The organism is Mesoflavibacter sp. (assembly GCF_964226795.1).
GTDB lineage: Bacteria > Bacteroidota > Bacteroidia > Flavobacteriales > Flavobacteriaceae > Mesoflavibacter > Mesoflavibacter zeaxanthinifaciens.
The window spans coordinates 84,168-105,074 of the sequence record NZ_CAXQQP010000012.1 but is presented as its reverse complement, the minus strand read 5'-3'; the positions used below and the strand labels follow the sequence as shown (position 1 = coordinate 105,074).

The 20,907-nt window shown below is 32.3% G+C and carries 20 protein-coding genes; 7 read left to right on the top strand and 13 right to left on the bottom strand.

What is annotated here, in order from left to right:
- Positions 1-10 precede the first annotated feature (10 nt).
- The 3 genes from ACEQT4_RS11065 to ACEQT4_RS11055 all read left to right on the top strand — a co-directional run bounded on the left by ACEQT4_RS11065 (position 11) and on the right by ACEQT4_RS11055 (position 4,496).
- Complete coding sequence (locus ACEQT4_RS11065) at positions 11-2,647, top strand: valine--tRNA ligase (RefSeq protein WP_370227688.1); 2,637 nt, start codon at positions 11-13, stop codon at positions 2,645-2,647.
- A gap of 236 nt (positions 2,648-2,883) precedes the next feature.
- Positions 2,884-3,588, top strand: a complete 705-nt coding sequence (locus tag ACEQT4_RS11060; RefSeq protein WP_027880251.1) for a hypothetical protein — start codon at positions 2,884-2,886, stop codon at positions 3,586-3,588.
- A 95-nt stretch (positions 3,589-3,683) separates the two neighbouring features.
- A complete protein-coding gene (locus ACEQT4_RS11055) occupies positions 3,684-4,496 on the top strand; it encodes a DNA/RNA non-specific endonuclease (protein ID WP_370227685.1) in 813 nt (270 codons plus the stop codon).
- Here the strand turns inward: ACEQT4_RS11055 and ACEQT4_RS11050 are convergent.
- The 4 genes from ACEQT4_RS11050 to gcvP form a co-directional block, all read right to left on the bottom strand.
- Positions 4,493-5,341: a glycosyltransferase family 2 protein gene (locus tag ACEQT4_RS11050; RefSeq protein ID WP_370227683.1), complete on the bottom strand. Its 849-nt coding sequence runs from the start codon at positions 5,339-5,341 to the stop codon at positions 4,493-4,495. The two genes, ACEQT4_RS11055 and ACEQT4_RS11050, sit on opposite strands and share 4 nt — an antisense overlap.
- A gap of 7 nt (positions 5,342-5,348) precedes the next feature.
- Positions 5,349-5,876 carry a methyltransferase gene (locus tag ACEQT4_RS11045; protein ID WP_370227681.1) on the bottom strand — a complete coding sequence of 176 codons (528 nt, stop codon included), beginning with the start codon at positions 5,874-5,876 and terminating at the stop codon, positions 5,349-5,351.
- A 23-nt stretch (positions 5,877-5,899) separates the two neighbouring features.
- On the bottom strand, positions 5,900-6,958 hold the full coding sequence (locus ACEQT4_RS11040) for a 3-oxoacyl-ACP synthase III family protein (RefSeq protein WP_027880247.1): 1,059 nt from the start codon (positions 6,956-6,958) through the stop codon (positions 5,900-5,902).
- 100 nt (positions 6,959-7,058) lie between these two features.
- Positions 7,059-9,908 carry an aminomethyl-transferring glycine dehydrogenase gene (gene gcvP / locus ACEQT4_RS11035; protein ID WP_370227679.1) on the bottom strand — a complete coding sequence of 950 codons (2,850 nt, stop codon included), beginning with the start codon at positions 9,906-9,908 and terminating at the stop codon, positions 7,059-7,061.
- A 174-nt stretch (positions 9,909-10,082) separates the two neighbouring features.
- Between gcvP and ACEQT4_RS11030 the strand changes: the two genes are divergently transcribed.
- A complete protein-coding gene (locus tag ACEQT4_RS11030; RefSeq protein ID WP_370227677.1) occupies positions 10,083-10,910 on the top strand; it encodes a hypothetical protein in 828 nt (275 codons plus the stop codon).
- Here the strand turns inward: ACEQT4_RS11030 and ACEQT4_RS11025 are convergent.
- The 9 genes from ACEQT4_RS11025 to ACEQT4_RS10985 form a co-directional block, all read right to left on the bottom strand.
- The gene (locus ACEQT4_RS11025) at positions 10,890-11,144 is read right to left on the bottom strand and encodes a hypothetical protein (RefSeq protein WP_106676710.1); all 255 of its coding nucleotides are present in this window, start codon (positions 11,142-11,144) and stop codon (positions 10,890-10,892) included. The genes ACEQT4_RS11030 and ACEQT4_RS11025 overlap by 21 nt on opposite strands.
- Positions 11,145-11,147: 3 nt before the next feature.
- Positions 11,148-11,699, bottom strand: a complete 552-nt coding sequence (locus tag ACEQT4_RS11020; protein WP_027880243.1) for a sigma-70 family RNA polymerase sigma factor — start codon at positions 11,697-11,699, stop codon at positions 11,148-11,150.
- Positions 11,700-11,823: 124 nt separating this feature from the next.
- Complete coding sequence (locus ACEQT4_RS11015) at positions 11,824-12,222, bottom strand: hypothetical protein (protein WP_370227675.1); 399 nt, start codon at positions 12,220-12,222, stop codon at positions 11,824-11,826.
- A gap of 3 nt (positions 12,223-12,225) precedes the next feature.
- Complete coding sequence (locus ACEQT4_RS11010; protein WP_370227673.1) at positions 12,226-12,576, bottom strand: hypothetical protein; 351 nt, start codon at positions 12,574-12,576, stop codon at positions 12,226-12,228.
- Positions 12,573-12,908: a hypothetical protein gene (locus ACEQT4_RS11005; RefSeq protein WP_370227671.1), complete on the bottom strand. Its 336-nt coding sequence runs from the start codon at positions 12,906-12,908 to the stop codon at positions 12,573-12,575. Before ACEQT4_RS11005 ends, ACEQT4_RS11010 begins: the two co-directional genes overlap by 4 nt.
- Positions 12,909-12,962: 54 nt before the next feature.
- The gene (locus tag ACEQT4_RS11000; RefSeq protein WP_370227669.1) at positions 12,963-13,466 is read right to left on the bottom strand and encodes a GbsR/MarR family transcriptional regulator; all 504 of its coding nucleotides are present in this window, start codon (positions 13,464-13,466) and stop codon (positions 12,963-12,965) included.
- 129 nt (positions 13,467-13,595) lie between these two features.
- Positions 13,596-15,626: a M3 family metallopeptidase gene (locus ACEQT4_RS10995; protein ID WP_370227667.1), complete on the bottom strand. Its 2,031-nt coding sequence runs from the start codon at positions 15,624-15,626 to the stop codon at positions 13,596-13,598.
- Positions 15,627-15,991: 365 nt separating this feature from the next.
- Positions 15,992-16,477, bottom strand: coding sequence for a 5-(carboxyamino)imidazole ribonucleotide mutase (gene purE, locus ACEQT4_RS10990; RefSeq protein ID WP_370227665.1), 486 nt, complete (start codon positions 16,475-16,477; stop codon positions 15,992-15,994).
- 1 nt (position 16,478) lies between these two features.
- Positions 16,479-17,633 carry a 5-(carboxyamino)imidazole ribonucleotide synthase gene (locus tag ACEQT4_RS10985; protein WP_370227663.1) on the bottom strand — a complete coding sequence of 385 codons (1,155 nt, stop codon included), beginning with the start codon at positions 17,631-17,633 and terminating at the stop codon, positions 16,479-16,481.
- 119 nt (positions 17,634-17,752) lie between these two features.
- Here ACEQT4_RS10985 and ACEQT4_RS10980 point away from each other — a divergent pair, with 119 nt between their 5' ends.
- The 3 genes from ACEQT4_RS10980 (at position 17,753) to ACEQT4_RS10970 (ending at position 20,896) form a co-directional block, all read left to right on the top strand.
- On the top strand, positions 17,753-18,868 hold the full coding sequence (locus tag ACEQT4_RS10980; protein WP_081653198.1) for an adenylate kinase: 1,116 nt from the start codon (positions 17,753-17,755) through the stop codon (positions 18,866-18,868).
- Between the two features lie 85 nt (positions 18,869-18,953).
- Complete coding sequence (obgE, locus tag ACEQT4_RS10975; protein WP_027880234.1) at positions 18,954-19,949, top strand: GTPase ObgE; 996 nt, start codon at positions 18,954-18,956, stop codon at positions 19,947-19,949.
- Between the two features lie 224 nt (positions 19,950-20,173).
- Positions 20,174-20,896, top strand: coding sequence for an SDR family oxidoreductase (locus tag ACEQT4_RS10970; protein ID WP_370227661.1), 723 nt, complete (start codon positions 20,174-20,176; stop codon positions 20,894-20,896).
- Positions 20,897-20,907 lie beyond the last annotated feature (11 nt).

Here is a 20,907-nt window from a genome sequence, read left to right as displayed (position 1 = left end):
TATTCCAAAGATGAGTATCCCATCAAAATATGATGCAAAATCCGTAGAAAATAAGTGGTATGACTACTGGATGAAACATAATTATTTTCATTCAGAACCTGACGAAAGAGAACCATACACCATAGTTATTCCACCTCCAAACGTAACAGGAGTATTACATATGGGACATATGTTGAATAATACCATTCAAGATGTATTAATACGTCGTGCGCGCTTACAAGGTAAAAACGCCTGTTGGGTACCAGGTACAGATCACGCATCTATTGCTACAGAAGCAAAAGTTGTGGCAAAATTAAAAGCACAAGGAATAGATAAAAACGATTTAACTAGAGACGAGTTTTTAAAACATGCTTGGGATTGGACGCACGAATATGGTGGCGTAATCCTTGAGCAATTAAAAAAGCTAGGTTGCTCTTGCGATTGGGATCGTACTAAGTTTACTATGGATGACGATATGAGCGAAGCCGTAATTAAAGTCTTTGTAGATTTATACAATAAAGGCTTAATTTATCGCGGTTATCGTATGGTAAATTGGGATCCAGAAGCAAAAACAACACTTTCGGATGAAGAAGTTATCTACGAAGAAAAGCAAGGAAATCTATACTATTTAAAGTATAAAATTGAAGGTAGCGACGATACGCTAACTATTGCTACAACACGTCCTGAAACCATTTTTGGTGATACAGCAATTTGTATTAATCCTAATGACGAGCGTTTTGTTCACTTACGTGGAAAAAAAGCAATTGTACCAATCTGCAACCGTGTAATCCCTATTATTGAAGATGACTATGTAGATTTAGAATTTGGTACAGGTTGTTTAAAAGTAACACCAGCGCATGACGAAAACGACAAGATGCTAGGTGATAAGCATAATCTTGAAGTAGTAGATATTTTTAATGAAGATGCAACTTTAAACAGCTACGGTTTACACTATGAAGGTCAAGATCGTTTTGTAGTACGAAAAGCTATAGCTAAAGAGTTAGAAGAAAATGGTGTTTTAGTTAAAACCGAAACACATATTAACAAGGTAGGTACGTCAGAACGTACCAAAGCTGTTATTGAACCACGATTAAGCGACCAATGGTTCTTAAAAATGGAAGAATTGGTAAAACCAGCAATAGAAGCGGTTTTAGGTGAAGATGCCGATATAAAACTATTTCCAAAAAAGTTCGAAAACACGTATCGTCACTGGATGGAAAACATCCGTGATTGGAATATTTCGCGTCAATTACTTTGGGGACAACAAATTCCTGCATACTATTATGGTAACGGAAAAGAAGATTTTGTAGTAGCAGAAAACATCAATGACGCAGTAAAACTTGCTCAAGATAAAACAGGAAATTCTTCACTTAAAGCTGAAGATTTACGTCAAGAAACCGATGCATTAGATACTTGGTTCTCATCATGGTTGTGGCCAATGTCGGTTTTTGATGGTATTCGCAATCCAGAAAACAAAGAAATTAAATACTATTACCCAACAAACGACTTAGTAACTGGTCCAGATATTTTATTCTTTTGGGTAGCACGTATGATAATTGCTGGTTACGAGTATAAAGATGAAAAACCTTTTCAGAATGTATACTTAACAGGATTGGTACGTGATAAGCAACGTCGTAAAATGAGTAAATCTTTAGGAAACTCACCAGACGCATTAAAACTTATTGAAGAATACAGCGCCGATGGTGTTCGTGTTGGATTATTATTAAGTAGTGCAGCAGGAAACGATTTATTGTTTGACGAATCATTGTGCCAACAAGGAAAAGGTTTTGGTAACAAAATCTGGAATGCCTATCGTTTAGTTGATGGTTGGGAAGTTTCAGAAAGCATTGAGCAACCAGAAGCAAGTAAGATTGCAATAGAATGGTACGAATCTAAATTCCAAAAAGCATTAATCGAGATTGAAGATCACTTTAGTAAATACCGTTTAAGCGATGCCTTAATGGCGATCTATAAGTTAATTTACGACGATTTTTGCGGTTGGTTACTAGAAATGGTAAAACCAGCATACCAACAACCAATAGATGCTAAAACGTATAATGCAATTATCTCAATTTTTGAAGATAACTTAAAGATCGTACATCCGTTTATGCCATTTTTAACTGAAGATTTATGGCATTACATAAAAGATCGCACACCAGAAGAAGCTCTAATTGTAGCGAGTTGGCCAACAGCAAAAGCAATAAACGAAACCTTGATTTCAGAATTTGATTTTGCTTCAGAAGTGATTTCAGGTATTCGTACTATTAGAAAAGAAAAGAACATTGCGTTTAAGGATGCGATTGGATTTTCGGTAATAAATAACGAAAAAGCATCTACTACGTTTGATGCGATTATCCAAAAAATGGGTAATCTTGAAGCGATTGAGTATGTAGATGAAGCTGTTGAAGGTGCTTTAACCTTTAGAGTTAAATCTAACGAATATTTTGTACCAATGGTTGGTGCTATAGACGTTGAAGCCGAAATTAAAAAGTTAACTGAAGAGTTAAATTATACTGAAGGTTTCTTAAAATCGGTACAGAAAAAACTATCCAACGACCGTTTTGTAAATAATGCACCAGAACAAGTTGTAGCTAGTGAGAAAAAGAAAGAAGCAGATGCGTTAGCTAAGATTGAAACAATTAAAGCAAGTTTAGCTAGCATGCAATAGACTTAATAAATATACTTTACTAAAAGCTCTAAAAAGTTAATTTTTAGAGCTTTTTTATTTGACTGACATTTCAATAAAATTCATGTATTAACATAATATTTTCAGAAAAAGTTAAAGGTTGGTTTGTTTCTGTTAATTTTCAACAAATTTTTAGGATTAGTTTATGTTTTAAAATTTCTACTACATAAAAGTTACCATTAGTTTTGGTGGTATATAAACCAAAAAAACTAAAAACTATGAAATCAATTAAGTTAGTAACAACAACATTAGTAGTATCTGGTTTAGCATTTATGTCTTGTAAAAATGATTATAAGACAAAAGATACAGAAGTAGATACTGTAGAAGAACAAGTAGAAGATTTAGAAAACGAAATGGACAACGCTTCAGATAGTAAATCAGAAAATGATTATATCATGCAATCAGATCAAGTCATGTCTAAAGAGTATGCTATGAATGATGGTAGAAATATTAACTACCAAACTACCGAAGCTGGAATTGTAGGTTTTGACGGATGGCAACAATTTAATATTCTAACATATGAGTTAGAAGAAATGAAAAAAGCCAATATTTACACTAAAGAACGTGTAGGAAATTTAAGAGGAGTTATAGCAACTTTAGATAATAGTATTCCAGACTGGTTAAAAACAGAAGAGGTTATGGAAGATGTTGCAGATATTCAAAAAGAATATAATGAGTTAATGACAGAGACCAATGTTTCAGAAAAAGAATATAAAGAAAACATAGAGGAAGTTTCTGAAAAGTATGCCGATTTACAAGAAGAGTTAACCGAAACAGTTGAAGAATACATGAAAGTTAATGAAAGAGCAATAAAAAAATACAATAAACAAATAGAAAAAGGAAACTTCGAAAAGGCTAATAGAAAATATAAAAGAGAGATAGAAAAACTGAATAAAATTGCAGATTACGAAGAAGAGAAATAGTATTGTCTATTTGTGTTAGTTAGAAGACCTTTTCAAAACGAAAAGGTCTTTTTTTTATTTATTACTATTTTTGATTTTTTTAAATGTAGATTTAAATGACTTATAAAACCAAAGTTTCTTTACTAACAGCAATTGCTTTAATAGCATTATATTCTTATAATTTTTATTTAGACAATCAAGAAAAGAATGCTAAAGTTGAAATTGGTAAGAAAGTCAAAAATAATACAAATGAATACTTCTTACCAAGCAGTACAACAGGTCAAATAATCCACCATAATGGTTACAGTTTAAGTTATAGTGAATTACATGAACAAGCAGAATGGGTAGCCTACGAGCTTAAAAAATCTCATCTTAGTAGCAAGCAACACAAAAGACCATATTTTGAAATTGATAAAGCGGTAAAAACAGGCGCAGCACATTGGCGCAACTATAAGCAATCCGGTTACGATCGTGGTCACTTATGTCCTGCAGGAGATAGAAGGTATAGTAAACAAGCACACGATGAAACATTTTTAACCAGTAATATTTCACCTCAAAATCACGATTTTAATGCAGGAATCTGGAATCGTTTAGAACAAAAAACACGTTATTGGGCAAAAAAATATGATGGTGTATTTGTAGTAACAGGAGGAATTTTAAAAGATAATCTTAAGACTATTGGTGAAGAAGATGTTGCTGTGCCTGACCAGTTTTATAAAATAATATTAGATAATAATACAGGAAAAACGAAAGTAATTGCATTTTTATTACAACATCAAGAATCTAATCAACCTCTATACAAATTTGTAACTTCAGTAGATAAAATAGAGTCTTTGACTGGCATAGATTTCTTTCATGAATTAGACGATGAAGTTGAAAATAAAATAGAAGCTTTAAGTGATTATAAAATTTGGACTTTAAGAGATTAAAAAAGTTTTTCTTTAATGCCTTTCCAACGTAAGTTTCTAATAAATTTACCTTGATCTTTAGTAATTAAACGCTCAGGTTTATTAAAAGTAGCTTTTAAATAACCAACTAAATAATTATAAAAGTAAGGCCAACTTTTTTTCTTTAAACTCATTTTTACAGCTGTCAAAAGAGTAAGTGTAATACCATATCGCATTTTGTACATAGCTTCACCTTGTAGGTGTTTTGCAGCTTTATTGTAGCTTGCGCCAGTCGGTTTTAAGTGTTTAACATGAAGATTATCATCTAAAACTAATTTGTAACCAAAATACTTTGCTAATAACTCATCGATAGTGTCCCAACCCATAGATTTTTTTAGCTGTCCAATAGCTTCAAAACAGGGTTTTGTATATGCTTTTAAAGCGCCTCTTATGTGATCTTTACCAGTAATAGACTCTAAAATCCATTGGTTATTTTTTTCGATATAACAATATCCAGCAACCATTCCTACAGTTTCATCTTTTTTAAAATGAAATGCTAACTGTTCTAAATAATTAAGCGGAAAAATTAAATCGGCATCAAACTTACAAATCACATCATAATCTTTATTTGCAATATCATAACCTTTATAAAAAGCATTAATGATTTTTGTACCAGGTAAATGTTGATTTGATGAGGTATTATTAACTAGTTTTATAAAGTTGAATTGTTGCTGAAAACCTTCAACGATTCCTTTAGTTTTATCTGTAGAATTATCATTTACCACAATAATTTCCTGCGGAAGTAAGGATTGTTTAACTAAAGAATCTAACGTTAACCCAATAGAGTCTTCTTCGTTATGTGCTGGTATGATAATGCAGAATTTCATTTTTAAATTATTTTGAAATTCGTTCAGCATAAACAATATAATATCTTGGCGTAAACCATCTTAAAATTGGTCTAATACCTAGTTTTTTGGTTGGATTAGTCCATTTTTGTCGGTCAATAATTTTCCAACCAGTTTTTTCTAGTAGCCAGTCTAATTGCCAATCTTCAAACTCATGATAATGTCTGTCCCACATATCGGTTTTACTTCTGTAAGCAGAAGAAAACCATAAATGCAATGGTACGCTAATTACTAATTTATTGGCTTTTATACTTTTTAAAACGGTAAAAGGGGAGAGTAGATGTTCAAAAATTTCAAAAGCTGTGACTACGGTAGCATCAGAATTTTCTATAGTTGAGGTGTCTAAATCTAAATCTTCACCTTTAGTGTTTTTAACAGAAAATCCGTTAGCCTTTAGTATTTTGGTAAACGGATTTTCTACACCTAAATCCAAAATGGTTTCGGATTTAGAAATATGTTTTTCTAAAAATTGAAACGTAAGCTTATATCTTTTATGCGGAAATGTGTTTTCGTACATTAGTTGTTTTCCGCGAAAGCGGATTAATATTTATAAACAATAGCGTTGATGTGCATTCCTGCACCAACGCTAGCAAATATAATAACATCTCCTTTTTCTATCTGCTGATTTTCTAATTTATTATTTCTAATTAAGTCAAAAAGTGTTGGTACGGTTGCAACCGAACTGTTACCAAGTTTATGAATACTCATTGGCATAATGCCTTCTGGAACAGGAGTTTTGTAAAGTCTGTAAAAACGTTTTATGATAGCTTCGTCCATTTTTTCGTTAGCTTGATGGATCAATATTTTTTTAACGTCTTTTATATCTACACCACTTTCGTCTAAGCATTCTTTCATAGCTAGTGGTACGTTTGTTAATGCAAATTCGTAAATTTTACGACCGTGCATTTTAATGTACCTAGTATCTTTGTCTAATTCTGGATTGTTAGAATTTCCGAAGAATAAATAATAGGCTTCATCGTATGTGAAACTAGCGGTATTGTGTGCTAAAATTCCACCTTCTTCATCTGTAGCTTCAATAATTGTTGCGCCAGCGCCATCACTGTAAATCATGCTATCACGATCGTGTTTATCTACCACTCTAGATAATGTTTCGGCGCCAATTACTAAACATTTTTTTGCCATTCCAGCTTTTATAAATGCTTGTGCTTGGATTGTACCTTCAATCCAACCAGGACAACCAAATAATATGTCATAAGCAACACATTTAGGGTTTTTAATGCGTAATTTATGTTTTACTCTGGTTGCTAAACAAGGTAAAATATCACTTTGGATCGCATCTTTTTTAACGTCTCCAAAGTTGTGTGCTACGATAATGTAATCTATATCTTCCCTATCAATTTTAGCGTCTTCTATAGCTTTTTCTGCAGCAAGAAAACCTAAATCGGAAGCTATTAACTTATCGTCTGCGTAGCGTCTTTCAACAATACCTGTTATTGCTTTAAATTTTTCAACAATAACTTCGTTCGGGGAATTGATTTGGGAACCGTCTACATTTAAAAACTCATGTTTATGAAAGTCTTCGTTCTTTTCAATATTTTCTGGAATATAACTTCCAGTTCCGGTAATTTTTATAGTCATAAAAAAAATCTGCCTTTTTATTTTTTACTAATATACAAATATACTAGCTACTAAATAAAAAGACAGATTTGAATTTATATTATACGATGCCCAAAAGCTATTATGCTTCCATATATTCTTCTATTGGCGCACAAGTACAGATTAAATTACGATCTCCATAAGCATCATTTACACGACGTACAGAAGGCCAAAATTTATTTTCTTTAACATACTCTAAAGGATATGCTGCTTTTTCACGAGAGTATGGTAGTAACCATTCGTCACTTGTTAGCATATCTAAAGTATGAGGTGCATTTTTTAGCGGGTTGTTTTCGTCTTCTTTAGTTACAGCATCAATTTCTTTTCTAATAGAAATCATGGCGTCACAAAAACGATCCATTTCGGCTTTACTTTCACTTTCTGTTGGTTCAATCATCATTGTTCCTGCAACAGGGAATGATACAGTAGGCGAGTGGAAACCGTAATCCATTAAACGTTTTGCGATATCTGTTACTTCTATACCGTTAGCTTTAAATGGTCTACAGTCTATAATCATTTCGTGAGCTGCGCGACCTCTTTCACCAGAATATAAAGTTTCAAAAGCGCCTTGTAAACGGTGTTTGATATAATTAGCGTTTAAGATAGCTATTTCTGTAGATGCTCTTAGTCCTTCAGCACCTAACATTTTAATATATCCATAAGAAATTAAACAGACTAAAGAACTTCCAAAAGGAGCTGCAGATATTGCTGTAATAGCATTATCGCCACCAGTTTTTATAATTGGATTACCAGGTAAAAACGGAGCTAATTGCTTAGCTACACAGATTGGGCCAACACCAGGTCCGCCACCACCATGAGGAATAGCAAACGTTTTATGTAAGTTTAAGTGACAAACATCTGCACCAATATTACCAGGGTTTGTTAATCCTACTTGGGCATTCATGTTTGCACCATCCATGTAAACTTGTCCGCCATTATCATGGATGATTTTTGTAATGTCTTTAATTGCTGACTCGTACACACCGTGTGTAGATGGGTAAGTTACCATTAAAGCAGCAAGATTATCTGAGTGTAACTCAGCTTTACTACGTAAATCTTCTACATCAATGTTTCCATTATCGTCTGCTTTTGTAACAACCACTTTCATACCAGCCATTACAGCACTAGCAGGGTTTGTTCCGTGAGCAGAACTAGGAATTAAACAGATGTTACGGTGATGATCACCACGAGATTCGTGATACGCTTTAATTACCATTAATCCTGCATATTCACCTTGTGCGCCAGAGTTAGGTTGTAAAGATGTTGCTGCAAAACCTGTAATTTCTGTTAATTGATCTTCTAATGCTTTTAATACTTTTTGATAACCTTCTGTTTGGTCTATCGGTGCAAATGGATGAATGCTTCCCCAATTGGTTTGACTTAAAGGTAACATTTCTGAAGCTGCATTTAACTTCATTGTACAAGATCCTAAAGAAATCATAGAATGGTTTAATGCTAAATCTTTGCGTTCTAATTTTTTGATGTAACGCATTAATTCGGTTTCAGAATGATAGCTGTTAAATACGTCAAGTGTTAAGAAATCACTTGTTCTATTTAAGTCAGTATCTATATTGTTTGTTTCTGATAATTCAGAAATTTCTATTGCTTTTTTGTTTTCCGCTTCAGCGAAAATTTTAACAATTTCATTTAAATCTGAAATAGAAGTTGTTTCGTTAATAGAAATTAAAACGGTGTTATCATCTTGATAGTAGAAGTTAACTTCATTGTTTTCTGCTACTTCTTTTACTTTAGCAGCATTAGCTTTGACTTGTAAAGTGTCAAAGAAAGATGTGTTTGTTTGTTCTAATCCCATTTTTGAAAGGGTAGACGCTAAGGTAGAAGCACTATTATGAACTTTATTTGCTATAAACGTTAAGCCTTTTGGACCATGGTAAACAGCATACATACCTGCCATTACCGCTAGTAAAACTTGTGCTGTGCAAATGTTAGATGTTGCTCTATCACGTTTAATGTGTTGTTCTCTTGTTTGAAGCGCCATACGTAATGCACGGTTGTCGTTAGCGTCTTTGGTAACGCCTATAATACGACCAGGAATATCACGTTTATAAGCTTCTTTTGTTGCAAAATAAGCTGCATGAGGACCACCATAACCCATTGGTATACCAAAACGTTGTGTTGTACCAACAACAACATCGGCACCAAATTGTCCTGGAGCTTCAAGCTTAATTAAGCTTAAAATATCTGCTGCTACTGCAACTTTTATATTGTTTTCATTTGCTTTAGCAATGAATGTTTTAATGTCTGTAATTTGTCCGTTTTTACCAGGATACTGAACAATAGCACCGAAGTATTCTGAAGAGAAATCAAATGTGTTTTCGTCACCGATTACTAAATCAATTCCGATAGGAAGCGCACGTGTCTTTAAAACCGAAATGGTTTGTGGTAAAACTGCATCTGAAACAAAAAACTTATTTACATTTTCTTTTTTTTGAGCTCTTTCTCTAACAGCAAATAAAAGACTCATAGCTTCTGCAGCAGCAGTACTTTCGTCAAGTAAAGAGGCGTTTGCAAGTTCCATACCGGTAAGATCGGTAATCATGGTTTGGAAGTTTAATAAGGCTTCTAAACGACCTTGTGCAATCTCTGCTTGGTAAGGTGTGTAAGCAGTATACCAACCTGGATTTTCTAAAATATTACGCTGTATAACAGCTGGTAAAATTGTTGGATGATAGCCTAAACCAATATAAGTCTTGTACGTTTTGTTAAGTTTAGATAAATTATTAATGTGTGTAGAATACTCATATTCCGTCATAGCTTCATCTAAACCTAAATCTTTTTCAAGACGAATGTTAGAAGGAATAGTTTCGTGAATTAGTTGTTCAATACTTTCTGCACCTATTGTTTGTAACATTTCTTTAATGTCATTTTCTCTTGGACCAATATGGCGCAAAGCAAAAGCGTTTGTGTTCATTAGTGTTGTGTTGTTAGGCTCTCATTTTCATGAGAATGACAAATTAATTTAGCGTTTTAAAACGCATTTTTATGCGATTGCAAAATTAATGAAATCTTATAGCATTTTTTAGTTAAAATTTGAAAGTTTTTAACCATTTAATAGCTTTATTAACAGATTGATTATTTTTGTGTGATGAAGATAGTCAAACAGCTTTTAGATTTTTATATAAATAGCAGTATACATGTGGCTTTAGCAGTATATGCTTTAAGTTGGATTACGCTTCTTGTTTTTAACTTGCCTTACGACGAAAACATCTTATATTTTAACTTTTACGCTACAATTACAGGTTATAATTTTGTTAAGTATTTTGGTATTGCTAAGTGGCATCATCGTAGCTTGGCAAAATGGTTAAAAGTTATTCAGGTCTTTTCGTTTTTTAGTTTTTTGTTAATGTTGTTTTATGCTTTTAGATTAGAGCCTAAAGTTATAGTTGTTTTAACAGGGTTAGGGCTTATAACTTTTTTATATGCTATACCCTTTTGGCCAAAACAAATGTATTTGGATGAACACCAAAATTTAAGACAAATAAGTGGATTAAAAGTTTATATAATAGCAGCTGTTTGGGCATTTACTACAGTTGTTTTACCTATATTAAACAACAATCAAGAGTTAGAAACTAAAGTCTGGATAACTGTATTACAAAATTTTGTATTTGTGTTAGCTTTAATGATTCCTTTTGAAATAAGGGATCTAAAATATGATAGTATAAAACTAGCAACAATCCCACAACAAATTGGTGTAAAAAAGACCAAAATACTTGGTGTTTTACTACTTTTATTTTTTTTAGGTCTAAATGTTTTTAAAGAAGAAATATTAATTCACTTTCTTTACAAAGAAGTAATTGTGGCTTTTGTTTTAATGCTATTTATTTTGTTTTCTACAAAACACAGAAATAAATATTACGCTTCTTTTTGGGTTGAAGCTTTGCCTATTTTATGGCTATTGTTGATGCTTTTTTAATTCTTTTTCAAAAGACTTTTTTATATTATCTTTTTCTTCTGAAGATAAAAACTGAAATTTAATTTTATTTAATAACTGACTTAATTTTTTGTTTGATGCAGAGTGTTTTCTGCAAGCAGAACAATACATTAAATGAATTTTAAGTTTTATTTTTTCAGTTATTGAAGCTTCTTCATATTGATGTTTATCACAAACATGACCAGCCTCTTTGCATTTAATAAAAAATAATCCCATGATTTAAAACCAATTTTTTTCTAAGCAACTAGCAAGAGCAACTCTAGCTCTGTGAACAATTACCCATAGGTTAGACGCTGTAATGTTTAGTTCCTTACTAATTGTTTCTGTTTCTTGATTTAAGATGGTTTTCTTCTTAAAGACTTCAGCCTGTTTTTTAGGTAGTTTAGCAATGCAGCTTTGTATTGCGTCTGCTAATTCTTCGTTTTCAATGCTGTCTTCTGCTGTTTTGTCAAAAGGATCTGCAATACGCTCTTCTAACCAATCGCCTTCAGATTCAGAATCATTGTAAGTCATTCTAACTTCGGCTTTTCCTTTATTAGAATTGATCTTACGATAGTAATCAATAATTTTTCGCTTTAAAATTGAAATAAGCCAAGTACGTTCGGCTGCTTCACCTTTAAAGTTTTTCATAGCGTTTAACCCAGCCAAAAAAGTTTCGGACACTAAATCTTGAGCAATAACACGATCATTTACACGCGTTATTGTGTAATTAAATAGGTAGTCACTATATAGATCAACCCAATTGTTAGGATTTAAAGTGTGTTTTGGCATTAGTTGGTTTTTCTTTTTCTATTTTCAAAAGTAACTAAAATACAAAAGATTTTAGCTAATTTAACAATATGCTAAGAGTTTAAAAAGTAAGCGGAAATTAAATATTTTCCGCTTATTATTTGTTTTAACTATTTATTTGAGGATTATAAACCGTTTTAGTAGTAGTTCTAGATTTTTTTCTTCCTCTAAAAAATAGGAACAGATTAAAAAATAGCATGACGCCTAAATAGATGGTAAATCCACCTAATTTTTTACTTAAAATTTCTATTAGCGTTTGTGAGCTCATAGGATCACTTCCGTAGTGAAAAATCTTCATTGTATACAGTGCAAAACCAATATTAATAAGGTAAAAACCTATCTCAAATAGTTTGTTGGTTGCTAAAGCGATATCCTCTTTTCCCTTAAAAATATCTATCATAAAAAGCTTTCCGTTTTTAAAGAGCATTTTAGAAACAAATATTGTTAGTGCAATAACTATTGGTAGGTAAATAAAGTAACCGATAATGATTTTTGAATGTTCCATAATTTATTGTTTTAAAAATTTGTGTTTATGTGTTAATTGAAGCCAAAAAATATTGTTGTAATGTAATGCGGCAAGTATTAGTATGATTTTTCCTAAAGTAAAGGTTAGGCTGCTTATTACCTCGACTACATTATGTACGGTTTCCCAATAAGAAATGGTAATTATTGCATAGCCTATATTAGTTAGGTAATATCCTAAAAGTAATAAGTTATTAATTGATTTTACTATTGCTTTGTCTTCGAATAAATTTTTTAAAAATAATTCTCCATTTTTATAGCATATCCATCCAATTCTTACCGTAATAAATATTATTACTGGTAGGTAAATGCAGTATGTGATAATGTTTAAGTTCATACCTTTTGTATTTTAAAAAGCACGATTGTGAAATATGTCCCGATAATCATTGGTGTAACTAATAACAATGGAATAAATACATTTTGTAAACCAAAAATTGCTTTAATTAAAATTGTTGTTGAAAGCCATAATCCAATCAATATCCAATAGATATTTAAGAGTTTTATTGAATAGTTATTTAATTTTTTGATATTACTATTTATAGAAATTGCTATTACAATTTGGATTATTCCTAATACTATTTGAATTAGTGCACCATAAATAGTTTCATATAAATACAGGCTTAAAGTGAATAAATAAAATATAAGATTTAAATAAGATTCTATTTTCATAATTCTATTATTTTGAAACTTTCAGAAAATATTGAAAGTTTTGTTTAAATTTTTTTATTTGATTAGTTTTAATAACGACTTAGTAATCCAGTTTTGTTTTTGGTCTACAAGTTTGTTCATTAAAACGTCTAAATTATCAGTAAGTTCTTTTAAAGCTTTTGTTTGCTTAATTAATTCTTTAGTTTTTTCTGTGCCATCATCTTTAATAGAAGAGACATCGTTTAAAACCTTAATAACTGGTTTTATTTCTCTTCGGCTACGTTCTTTAGCTACAATTCTAGCTAATTCTTCAACGTCTTTTTCTGTAGTGAAAAAGTCTTTACGTTCACCCGGAATAAGCTCTTTTGTAACAATTCCCCAATCCATTAATTGTCTAAGATTCATGCTTGTGTTACCTCTAGAAATCTGAAGTTCTTCCATGATTTCTTCCATAGATAATGGTTTTGTCGAAATAAAAAGCAATGCCTGTATTTGAGCCATAGCTTTGTTAATTCCCCAAAGCGTGCCCAAACTTCCCCAAGTGTTTATAAATTTATCTTTTGCTTCTTGATATTCCATGACACAAATATATTAATAATTTTTAAACTTTCAATAAGTTTTGAAAGTTTATTGAAAAAAAATATCATTCTGAAGAAGTAATACAATTAATGTTTTAATTATTTACTACCTTCAGAATGACATAAAATATTACTTAATCAATCCAGCTCGTTTTAATAAAGCTTCTGGTTTTGGGTCTTGACCTCTAAAGCGTTTATATAAAATTAGTGGATTTTCAGTACCGCCTTTTGTAAGTACATTGTCTTTAAATTTTAAAGCAATATCACGATTAAAAATGCCGTTTTGTTTAAAATAATCAAATGCATCTGCATCTAAAACTTCTGCCCATTTATAGCTATAATACCCAGAAGAATATCCACCTTGAAAAATATGAGAAAATGCTGTGCTCATACAATTTTCTTCTACATCAGGATATAATTGCGTGTCTTTAAACGCTTCGTTTTCGTGTGCTTTTACATCTGTAACTTCGGTTGGGTCAATACCATGCCAATGCATGTCTAATAAACCAAAACTTATTTGACGTAAGGTTTGCATACCTTCGTTAAAAGTGGCACTTTCTTTAATTTTTTCTACTAAATCCATTGGGATAAGTTCGCCGGTTTCGTAGTGAGTTGCAAATAATTCTAACGCTTCTTTTTCGTAACACCAATTTTCTAATACTTGACTTGGTAATTCTACAAAATCCCAATATACGCTTGTTCCTGAAAGACTAGGGTAAGTGGTGTTTGCTAACATACCATGTAATGCATGACCAAACTCGTGAAACAACGTGGTAACTTCATTAAAAGTTAGTAATGACGGTTTTGTTTTAGTAGGTTTAGTAAAGTTGCAAACAATAGACACATGTGGTCTTTCATTAAAGTCGTTTTGGACATATTGAGGTTTGTAAGACGTCATCCAAGCACCATTACGTTTTCCTGCACGAGGGAAAAAGTCTGTATAAAAGATTGAAACTAAGTCGCCATTTTCATCTAAAACCTCGTAAGTCAATACGTCTGGATGATATTTATCTATGGTATCTATTTCTTTAAAAGTCAATCCAAATAATTTATTGGCTACTTTAAAAGCACCATCAATAACGTTTTCTAATTTGAAGTATGGTTTAAGTTTTTCGTCATCTAAATTGAAAAGCTTTTGTTTTAGCTTTTCACTATAATAAGCGCTATCCCATTTTTCAAGGTGATCTATACCATCTAACTCTTTAGCAAAATTTTGTAGGTTAGCAAACTCACGTTCTGCAGCAGGTTTGGCTTTGTCTAATAAGTCGTTTAAAAAGCTTTCTACTTTTGCTGGTGTTTCTGCCATACGCTCTTCTAAAACAAAATGTGCATGTGTTTTATAGCCTAATAAATTGGCACGTTGGTGTCTTAGTTTAGCAATTTCTAAAACATTATTTTGATTATCTAATTTGTTGTTATTAAATCCTTTACTACCAAAAGCAATGGACAGTTTTTTGCGTAATGCTCTGTTTTTTGCATAGGTCATAAAAGGAATGTAGCTTGGGTAGTCTAAAGTGATTAACCAACCATCCTTACCTTTGCTTTCGGCTAATTGTTGAGCTGCTTCAATTGCGCCTTCTGGTATACCGTCTAAATCTGCTTTATTGGTAATATGCATTTCAAAAGCATTAGTTTCTGCTAATACATTTTCGCCAAATTTTAATTTAAGTGAAGCTAATTTTTTATCAATAGCTCTTAACTGTTCTTTTTTGTCTTCAGATAGATTGGCACCATTTCTAGCAAAGCTTTTATATTTTTTGTCAAGCAAAGTTATTTGTTCTTCGGTAAGATCTAGTTGATCTTTTTGATTGTAAACTTCCTTGATGCGAGCAAAGAGTTTTTCATTTAAAGTTATATCGTTGCTAAACTCTGATAAAAGAGGAGAAATATCTTGAGCTATCTTTTGAATCTCTTCATTTGTTTCTGCAGAATTTAAATTGAAGAATATACTCGTAACTCTATCTAATTGCTGACCAGCATATTCTAATGCTTCAATAGTGTTTTTGAATGTAGGAATATTCTTAGATCCTGCTATTGATTCTATTTCTGCTTTAGTTTCTTTAATCAATATTTCAATTGCAGGCTTAAAATGTTCGTTTTTAATGGCTTGAAACGGTGCCGAATTGTATTTTGTGTTAAATTTATTAAGAAGTACATTCATTACGAAAACGTTTTAGGTGAAATTTTTATTAAAAAAATAACTTTTTTTTAAAATGATACAGTTTTGTTCTTATCTTTGACTCGATTTTTTCCCGTGAGCTGGTTACTCACATAAAAATTATTGATTAATAGCGATAAAAAGCCTCAAATTAATTTTTGAGGCTTTTTTTCTGTCTTATACTCAGTAAGTTTGTTTTTGAGCGATAAAAAACGCATTTTATCTAAAAACAAAATAATTTTTGCCTCAATTCTTTCATTTTCAACAAAACTAAGACCTTTGACTTAAGTTTTTTTGATGTGAGTAAAACTCATATAGAAAGATTAATAGCGATGTAAAGCCTTGACTTCTCAGTCAAGGCTTTTTTTCTAAGCTTTAATATCTTTTGCAGCTTGTTCTACTTTTAGTTTTAAGCCTTCTTTGTAAGCCATAATTTTATCTAATACACATTGATCTGAAGCGCCTATAATTTGAGCTGCTAATATTCCAGCATTTTTAGCGCCATTTAAGGCTACAGTAGCTACAGGTACACCACCTGGCATTTGTAAAATAGATAGTACCGAGTCCCAACCATCTATAGAGTTACTGCTTTTTACAGGTACACCAATTACTGGTAATGGGCTCATAGACGCAACCATACCTGGTAAATGAGCTGCTCCGCCAGCACCTGCAATTATTACATTAATACCTCTTTTGTGTGCATTATTACTAAAATCGAATAATTTTTCTGGTGTACGATGTGCAGAAACAATATCTACTTCTATTTCTATATCAAAACCTTTTAAAATATCAATAGCGTCTTGCATTACTGGCATATCGCTATTACTTCCCATTACTATGGCAACTTTACTCATCTTATTCGCTTATTACTTGTATTGTGTTTTTTACTTTTTCGGCAATTTGTCTTGCCTTGCTTAAATCTTCATTAACTATGGTTACGTGTCCCATTTTTCTAAATGGACGTGTTTGTTTTTTGCCATAAATATGAGGTGTAACACCTTCAAGATTCATTATGCTTTCTATGTTTTTGTATAAAACATTTCCTGTATGTCCTTCTGCACCAACAAGATTTACCATAATACCACCAACTTTACTTTTAGTTTCACCTAAAGGTAAATCTAAAATGGCACGTAAATGCTGTTCAAACTGACTAGTAAAGCTAGCTTCTATGGTTTGATGTCCAGAATTATGAGGTCTTGGCGCAACTTCATTTATTAAAATTTGGTCCTCTTGTGTCTGAAACATTTCTACTGCTAATAATCCAACATGATTAAAAGACTCAGCTGTTTTTAAAGCCACATCTTGTGCTTTTTTTGCAACGTCATCATGAATGCGTGCAGGACATATTACATATTCTACTTGGTTGGCTTCAGGATGAAATTCCATTTCTACAACGGGATACGTTTTAATGTCTCCTGAAACGTTTCTTGCCACAATTACTGCAAGTTCGTTTTTAAAAGGTATCATCTCTTCTGCAATGCATTCACCAGCAGGTAAACCTTCTAAATCACTTAATTGTCTTACAATTTTTACTCCATTACCATCGTATCCAAATCTAGCTGCTTTCCAAACAAAAGGTAATTCTAAACCACCATTTTTAATAGCATCTTCTATTTCAGATAAATAAGCAAATCTGCTAAAAGGTGCTGTTGGTAAGTTATGGTCTACGTAAAATAGTTTTTGATTGGCTTTGTTTTGTATTTGACGCAAAGTTTTTGAAGACGGATATACTTTTATGTTTTCGTTTTCTAGTTGTTCTAAAGCGTCTACATTTACATTTTCAATTTCGATAGTTAGTACATCAACTTGTTTTCCAAAGTTGTAAACCGTATCAAAATCTAACAAATCGCCTTTTACAAATTTATCACAAGCAATTTTACTTGGTGCTTGATCACTATTATCTAAAACAAAGGTTTGAATATCAAATTTTCGGGTATTGTAAAGTAGCATTTTACCTAGTTGTCCGCCACCAAGAATACCTAATTTAAAGTTTGAAGAAAAATAATTCATTTTTAATATTAGTTGTGTGCAACAAAAATACATTTTAAATGTAAAATAGCCTTTAAAAATCTAAATCAAATATCGTTAAGCTGCTACAAATCCTTATATTTGCTTTTTAATTTTTTACAATGAAAACTATAAAGCTTCACGACAAAGAATTTAAACCTTTTATTTCTGAACAACAAATAGATGCTGCTGTAACAAAAATGGCACAAGATGTTGCAAATGACTTAGGAGACGAAGTACCTGTTTTTATAGGGATATTAAACGGATCGTTTATGTTAGTAAGTGATTTTGTGAAAAAATATCCAAAACCTTGTGAAGTTACCTTTATAAAATTAGCGTCTTATGAAGGTGTTAAATCTACAGAAGATATTCAAAGGTTAATTGGTTTAACCCAAGATTTAACAGGAAGAACTGTAGTTATTTTAGAAGACATAATAGATACAGGTAATACATTACATGAAATTCATCGTATTTTTAAAAACGAAAATGTAAAGCAACTAGTTATTGCTACACTGTTTTACAAACCAGAAGCTTATAAAAAAGACTTTAAACTTCATTATGTTGGTATAGAAATACCTAACAAATTTATTGTAGGATATGGATTAGACTATGATGGGTTAGGTAGAGATTTGCCAGCAGTATATCAACTAAAAACAACACAACACATGACTAACTTAGTATTATTTGGTCCTCCAGGAGCAGGTAAAGGCACACAAGCAAACTTTTTAAAAGAAAAATATAACTTAGTACATATTTCTACTGGCGATGTATTTAGATTTAATATCAAAAACGAAACAGCATTAGGTATGTTGGCTAAGTCATACATGGATAAAGGCGAGCTTGTACCAGACCAAGTAACTATTGACATGCTAAATGCAGAAGTTGAAAAAAATGCAGACGCTAACGGATTTATATTTGATGGTTTTCCGCGTACTAACGCGCAAGCAGAAGCATTAAGTAAATTAATGGATACTAAAGATTCTCAAATTAATGCGATGATCGCTTTAGAAGTAGACGACGAAGTGTTAGTACAACGTCTTTTAGAACGCGGTAAATCAAGCGGTAGAGCAGATGATGCAGATGAGTCTATCATCCGAAACAGAATTAAAGAATATTACAACAAAACCGCTATTTTAAAAGATTACTACTCAGCTCAAGATAAATATTTTGGAGTAGATGGTGTTGGTAGTATCGAAGAGATTACAGAACGTCTTTGTACTGTAATCGATAAACTTTAAAATGAGTTTATTCGTTTGGAGATTAATTTGAAATAATTAAAACCTTCATAAAACGAATTCATAAATTCACAAATAAATTAAATAAATGACCGAAGGTAACTTTGTAGATTACGTAAAAATGCATGTCTCTTCAGGAAAAGGAGGGAAAGGATCTGCGCATCTTAACCGCGAAAAATATAACGCAAAAGGTGGACCAGATGGAGGCGATGGTGGACGTGGCGGACACGTAATTATTAGAGGTAACGAAAACCTTTGGACGTTACTACATTTAAAATTTCAGCGTCATATCCGAGCCGGTCATGGTGGCGATGGTAGTAGTAATCGAAGTACAGGATCAGATGGAGAAGATTATATTATCGAAGTCCCATTAGGAACCGTAGTAAGAGATACAGAAACTAACGATATCCTTTTTGAAATCACAGAACAAGGTGAAGAAAAAATTGTTGCCGAAGGTGGAAAAGGTGGTTTAGGAAACTGGCACTTTAAAAGCAGTACCAACCAAACACCACGTTACGCGCAACCAGGTATTCCGTTAGAAGAAAAAGACATAACATTAGAACTTAAAGTTTTAGCAGATGTAGGTTTAGTAGGTTTTCCTAACGCAGGAAAATCTACTTTACTATCTGTAATGACCGCTGCAAAACCAAAAATTGCAGATTACGAGTTTACAACCTTAAAGCCAAATCTAGGTATCGTAAAATATCGCGATTATCAAACTTTTGTGATGGCAGATATACCAGGGATTATAGAAGGAGCTGCCGAAGGTAAAGGCTTAGGCTATTACTTTTTACGTCACATAGAGCGTAATTCGGTATTACTATTTTTAATACCAGCAGATGCACCAGATATTAACAAACAATACGAGATTTTGTTAGACGAGCTTAGACGTTACAATCCAGAAATGTTGGATAAAGACCGTATGATAGCCATCTCAAAATGTGATATGTTGGATGACGAGCTTAAAGCCGAATTAAAGCAAGAGTTAGACAAAACCTTACCAATTCCATATCAATTTATCTCAAGTGTAGCTCAACAAGGCATTACAACGCTTAAAGATAAATTATGGGACATGCTTAATTAATTTTATTTTGGCGTTACCCTAAAGGGTCAGGCTTTCATTACTCGCTTCCCAACTAAAAAGTTGGGAGAGCTCAAACATGCCATTCAATCCTTAACGCGGTATGTTTGCTGTCCTAGTGTTCAAGTCAGAGATTATTTCAATTTTATAAATATCCTAACATTTTAAAATTCGACTTGCGTTGTAGGTTTTGTAACTTTGGGTTTCAACCAAAAAAATAAAATTCTATGAGCAATTTAAATAATAAAGTCGCTTTAATAACAGGCGGATCAAAAGGCATTGGATATGGTATTGCCTATGCATTAATGCAACAAGGTGTTAACGTAGCTATAACCAGTAGAAGTGCAGAATCTGCTCAAAAAGCAGCAGGACAACTAAACGCAGATGTATCTTCAGCAAAAGCAATCGGACTAGAAGCAGATGTAAGACAATTAGAAAGTCAGCAACAAGCTGTTAAAACAACTGTTGAGACCTTTGGACAGTTAGACATTGTTATTGCTAATGCAGGATTAGGACATTTTGGTAGTATAGAAGATTTAACTTCAACACAATGGAACGAAGTTATTGATACCAATCTAACCGGCGTTTTTAATTCGATTAAAGCAAGTGTAGATGCACTTAAACAAACTAAAGGGTATTATATTACTATTTCTAGTTTAGCAGGTACTAACTTTTTTGCTGGCGGATCTGCTTACAACGCTAGTAAATTTGGTGTTACAGGATTTACCCAAGCTGTGATGTTAGATTTACGTAAATACGGCATAAAGGTTAGTACTATTATGCCAGGATCTGTTTCGACTTACTTTAATGGTAACGAGCCAAGTGATGAAGGCGCATGGAAAATACAAATTGAAGATATTGGCGAGTTAGTGGTTGATTTATTAAAAATGCATCCACGTACATTACCAAGTAAAATTGAAGTACGACCAACAACTCCGCCAAGTAAATAACTATAGATACA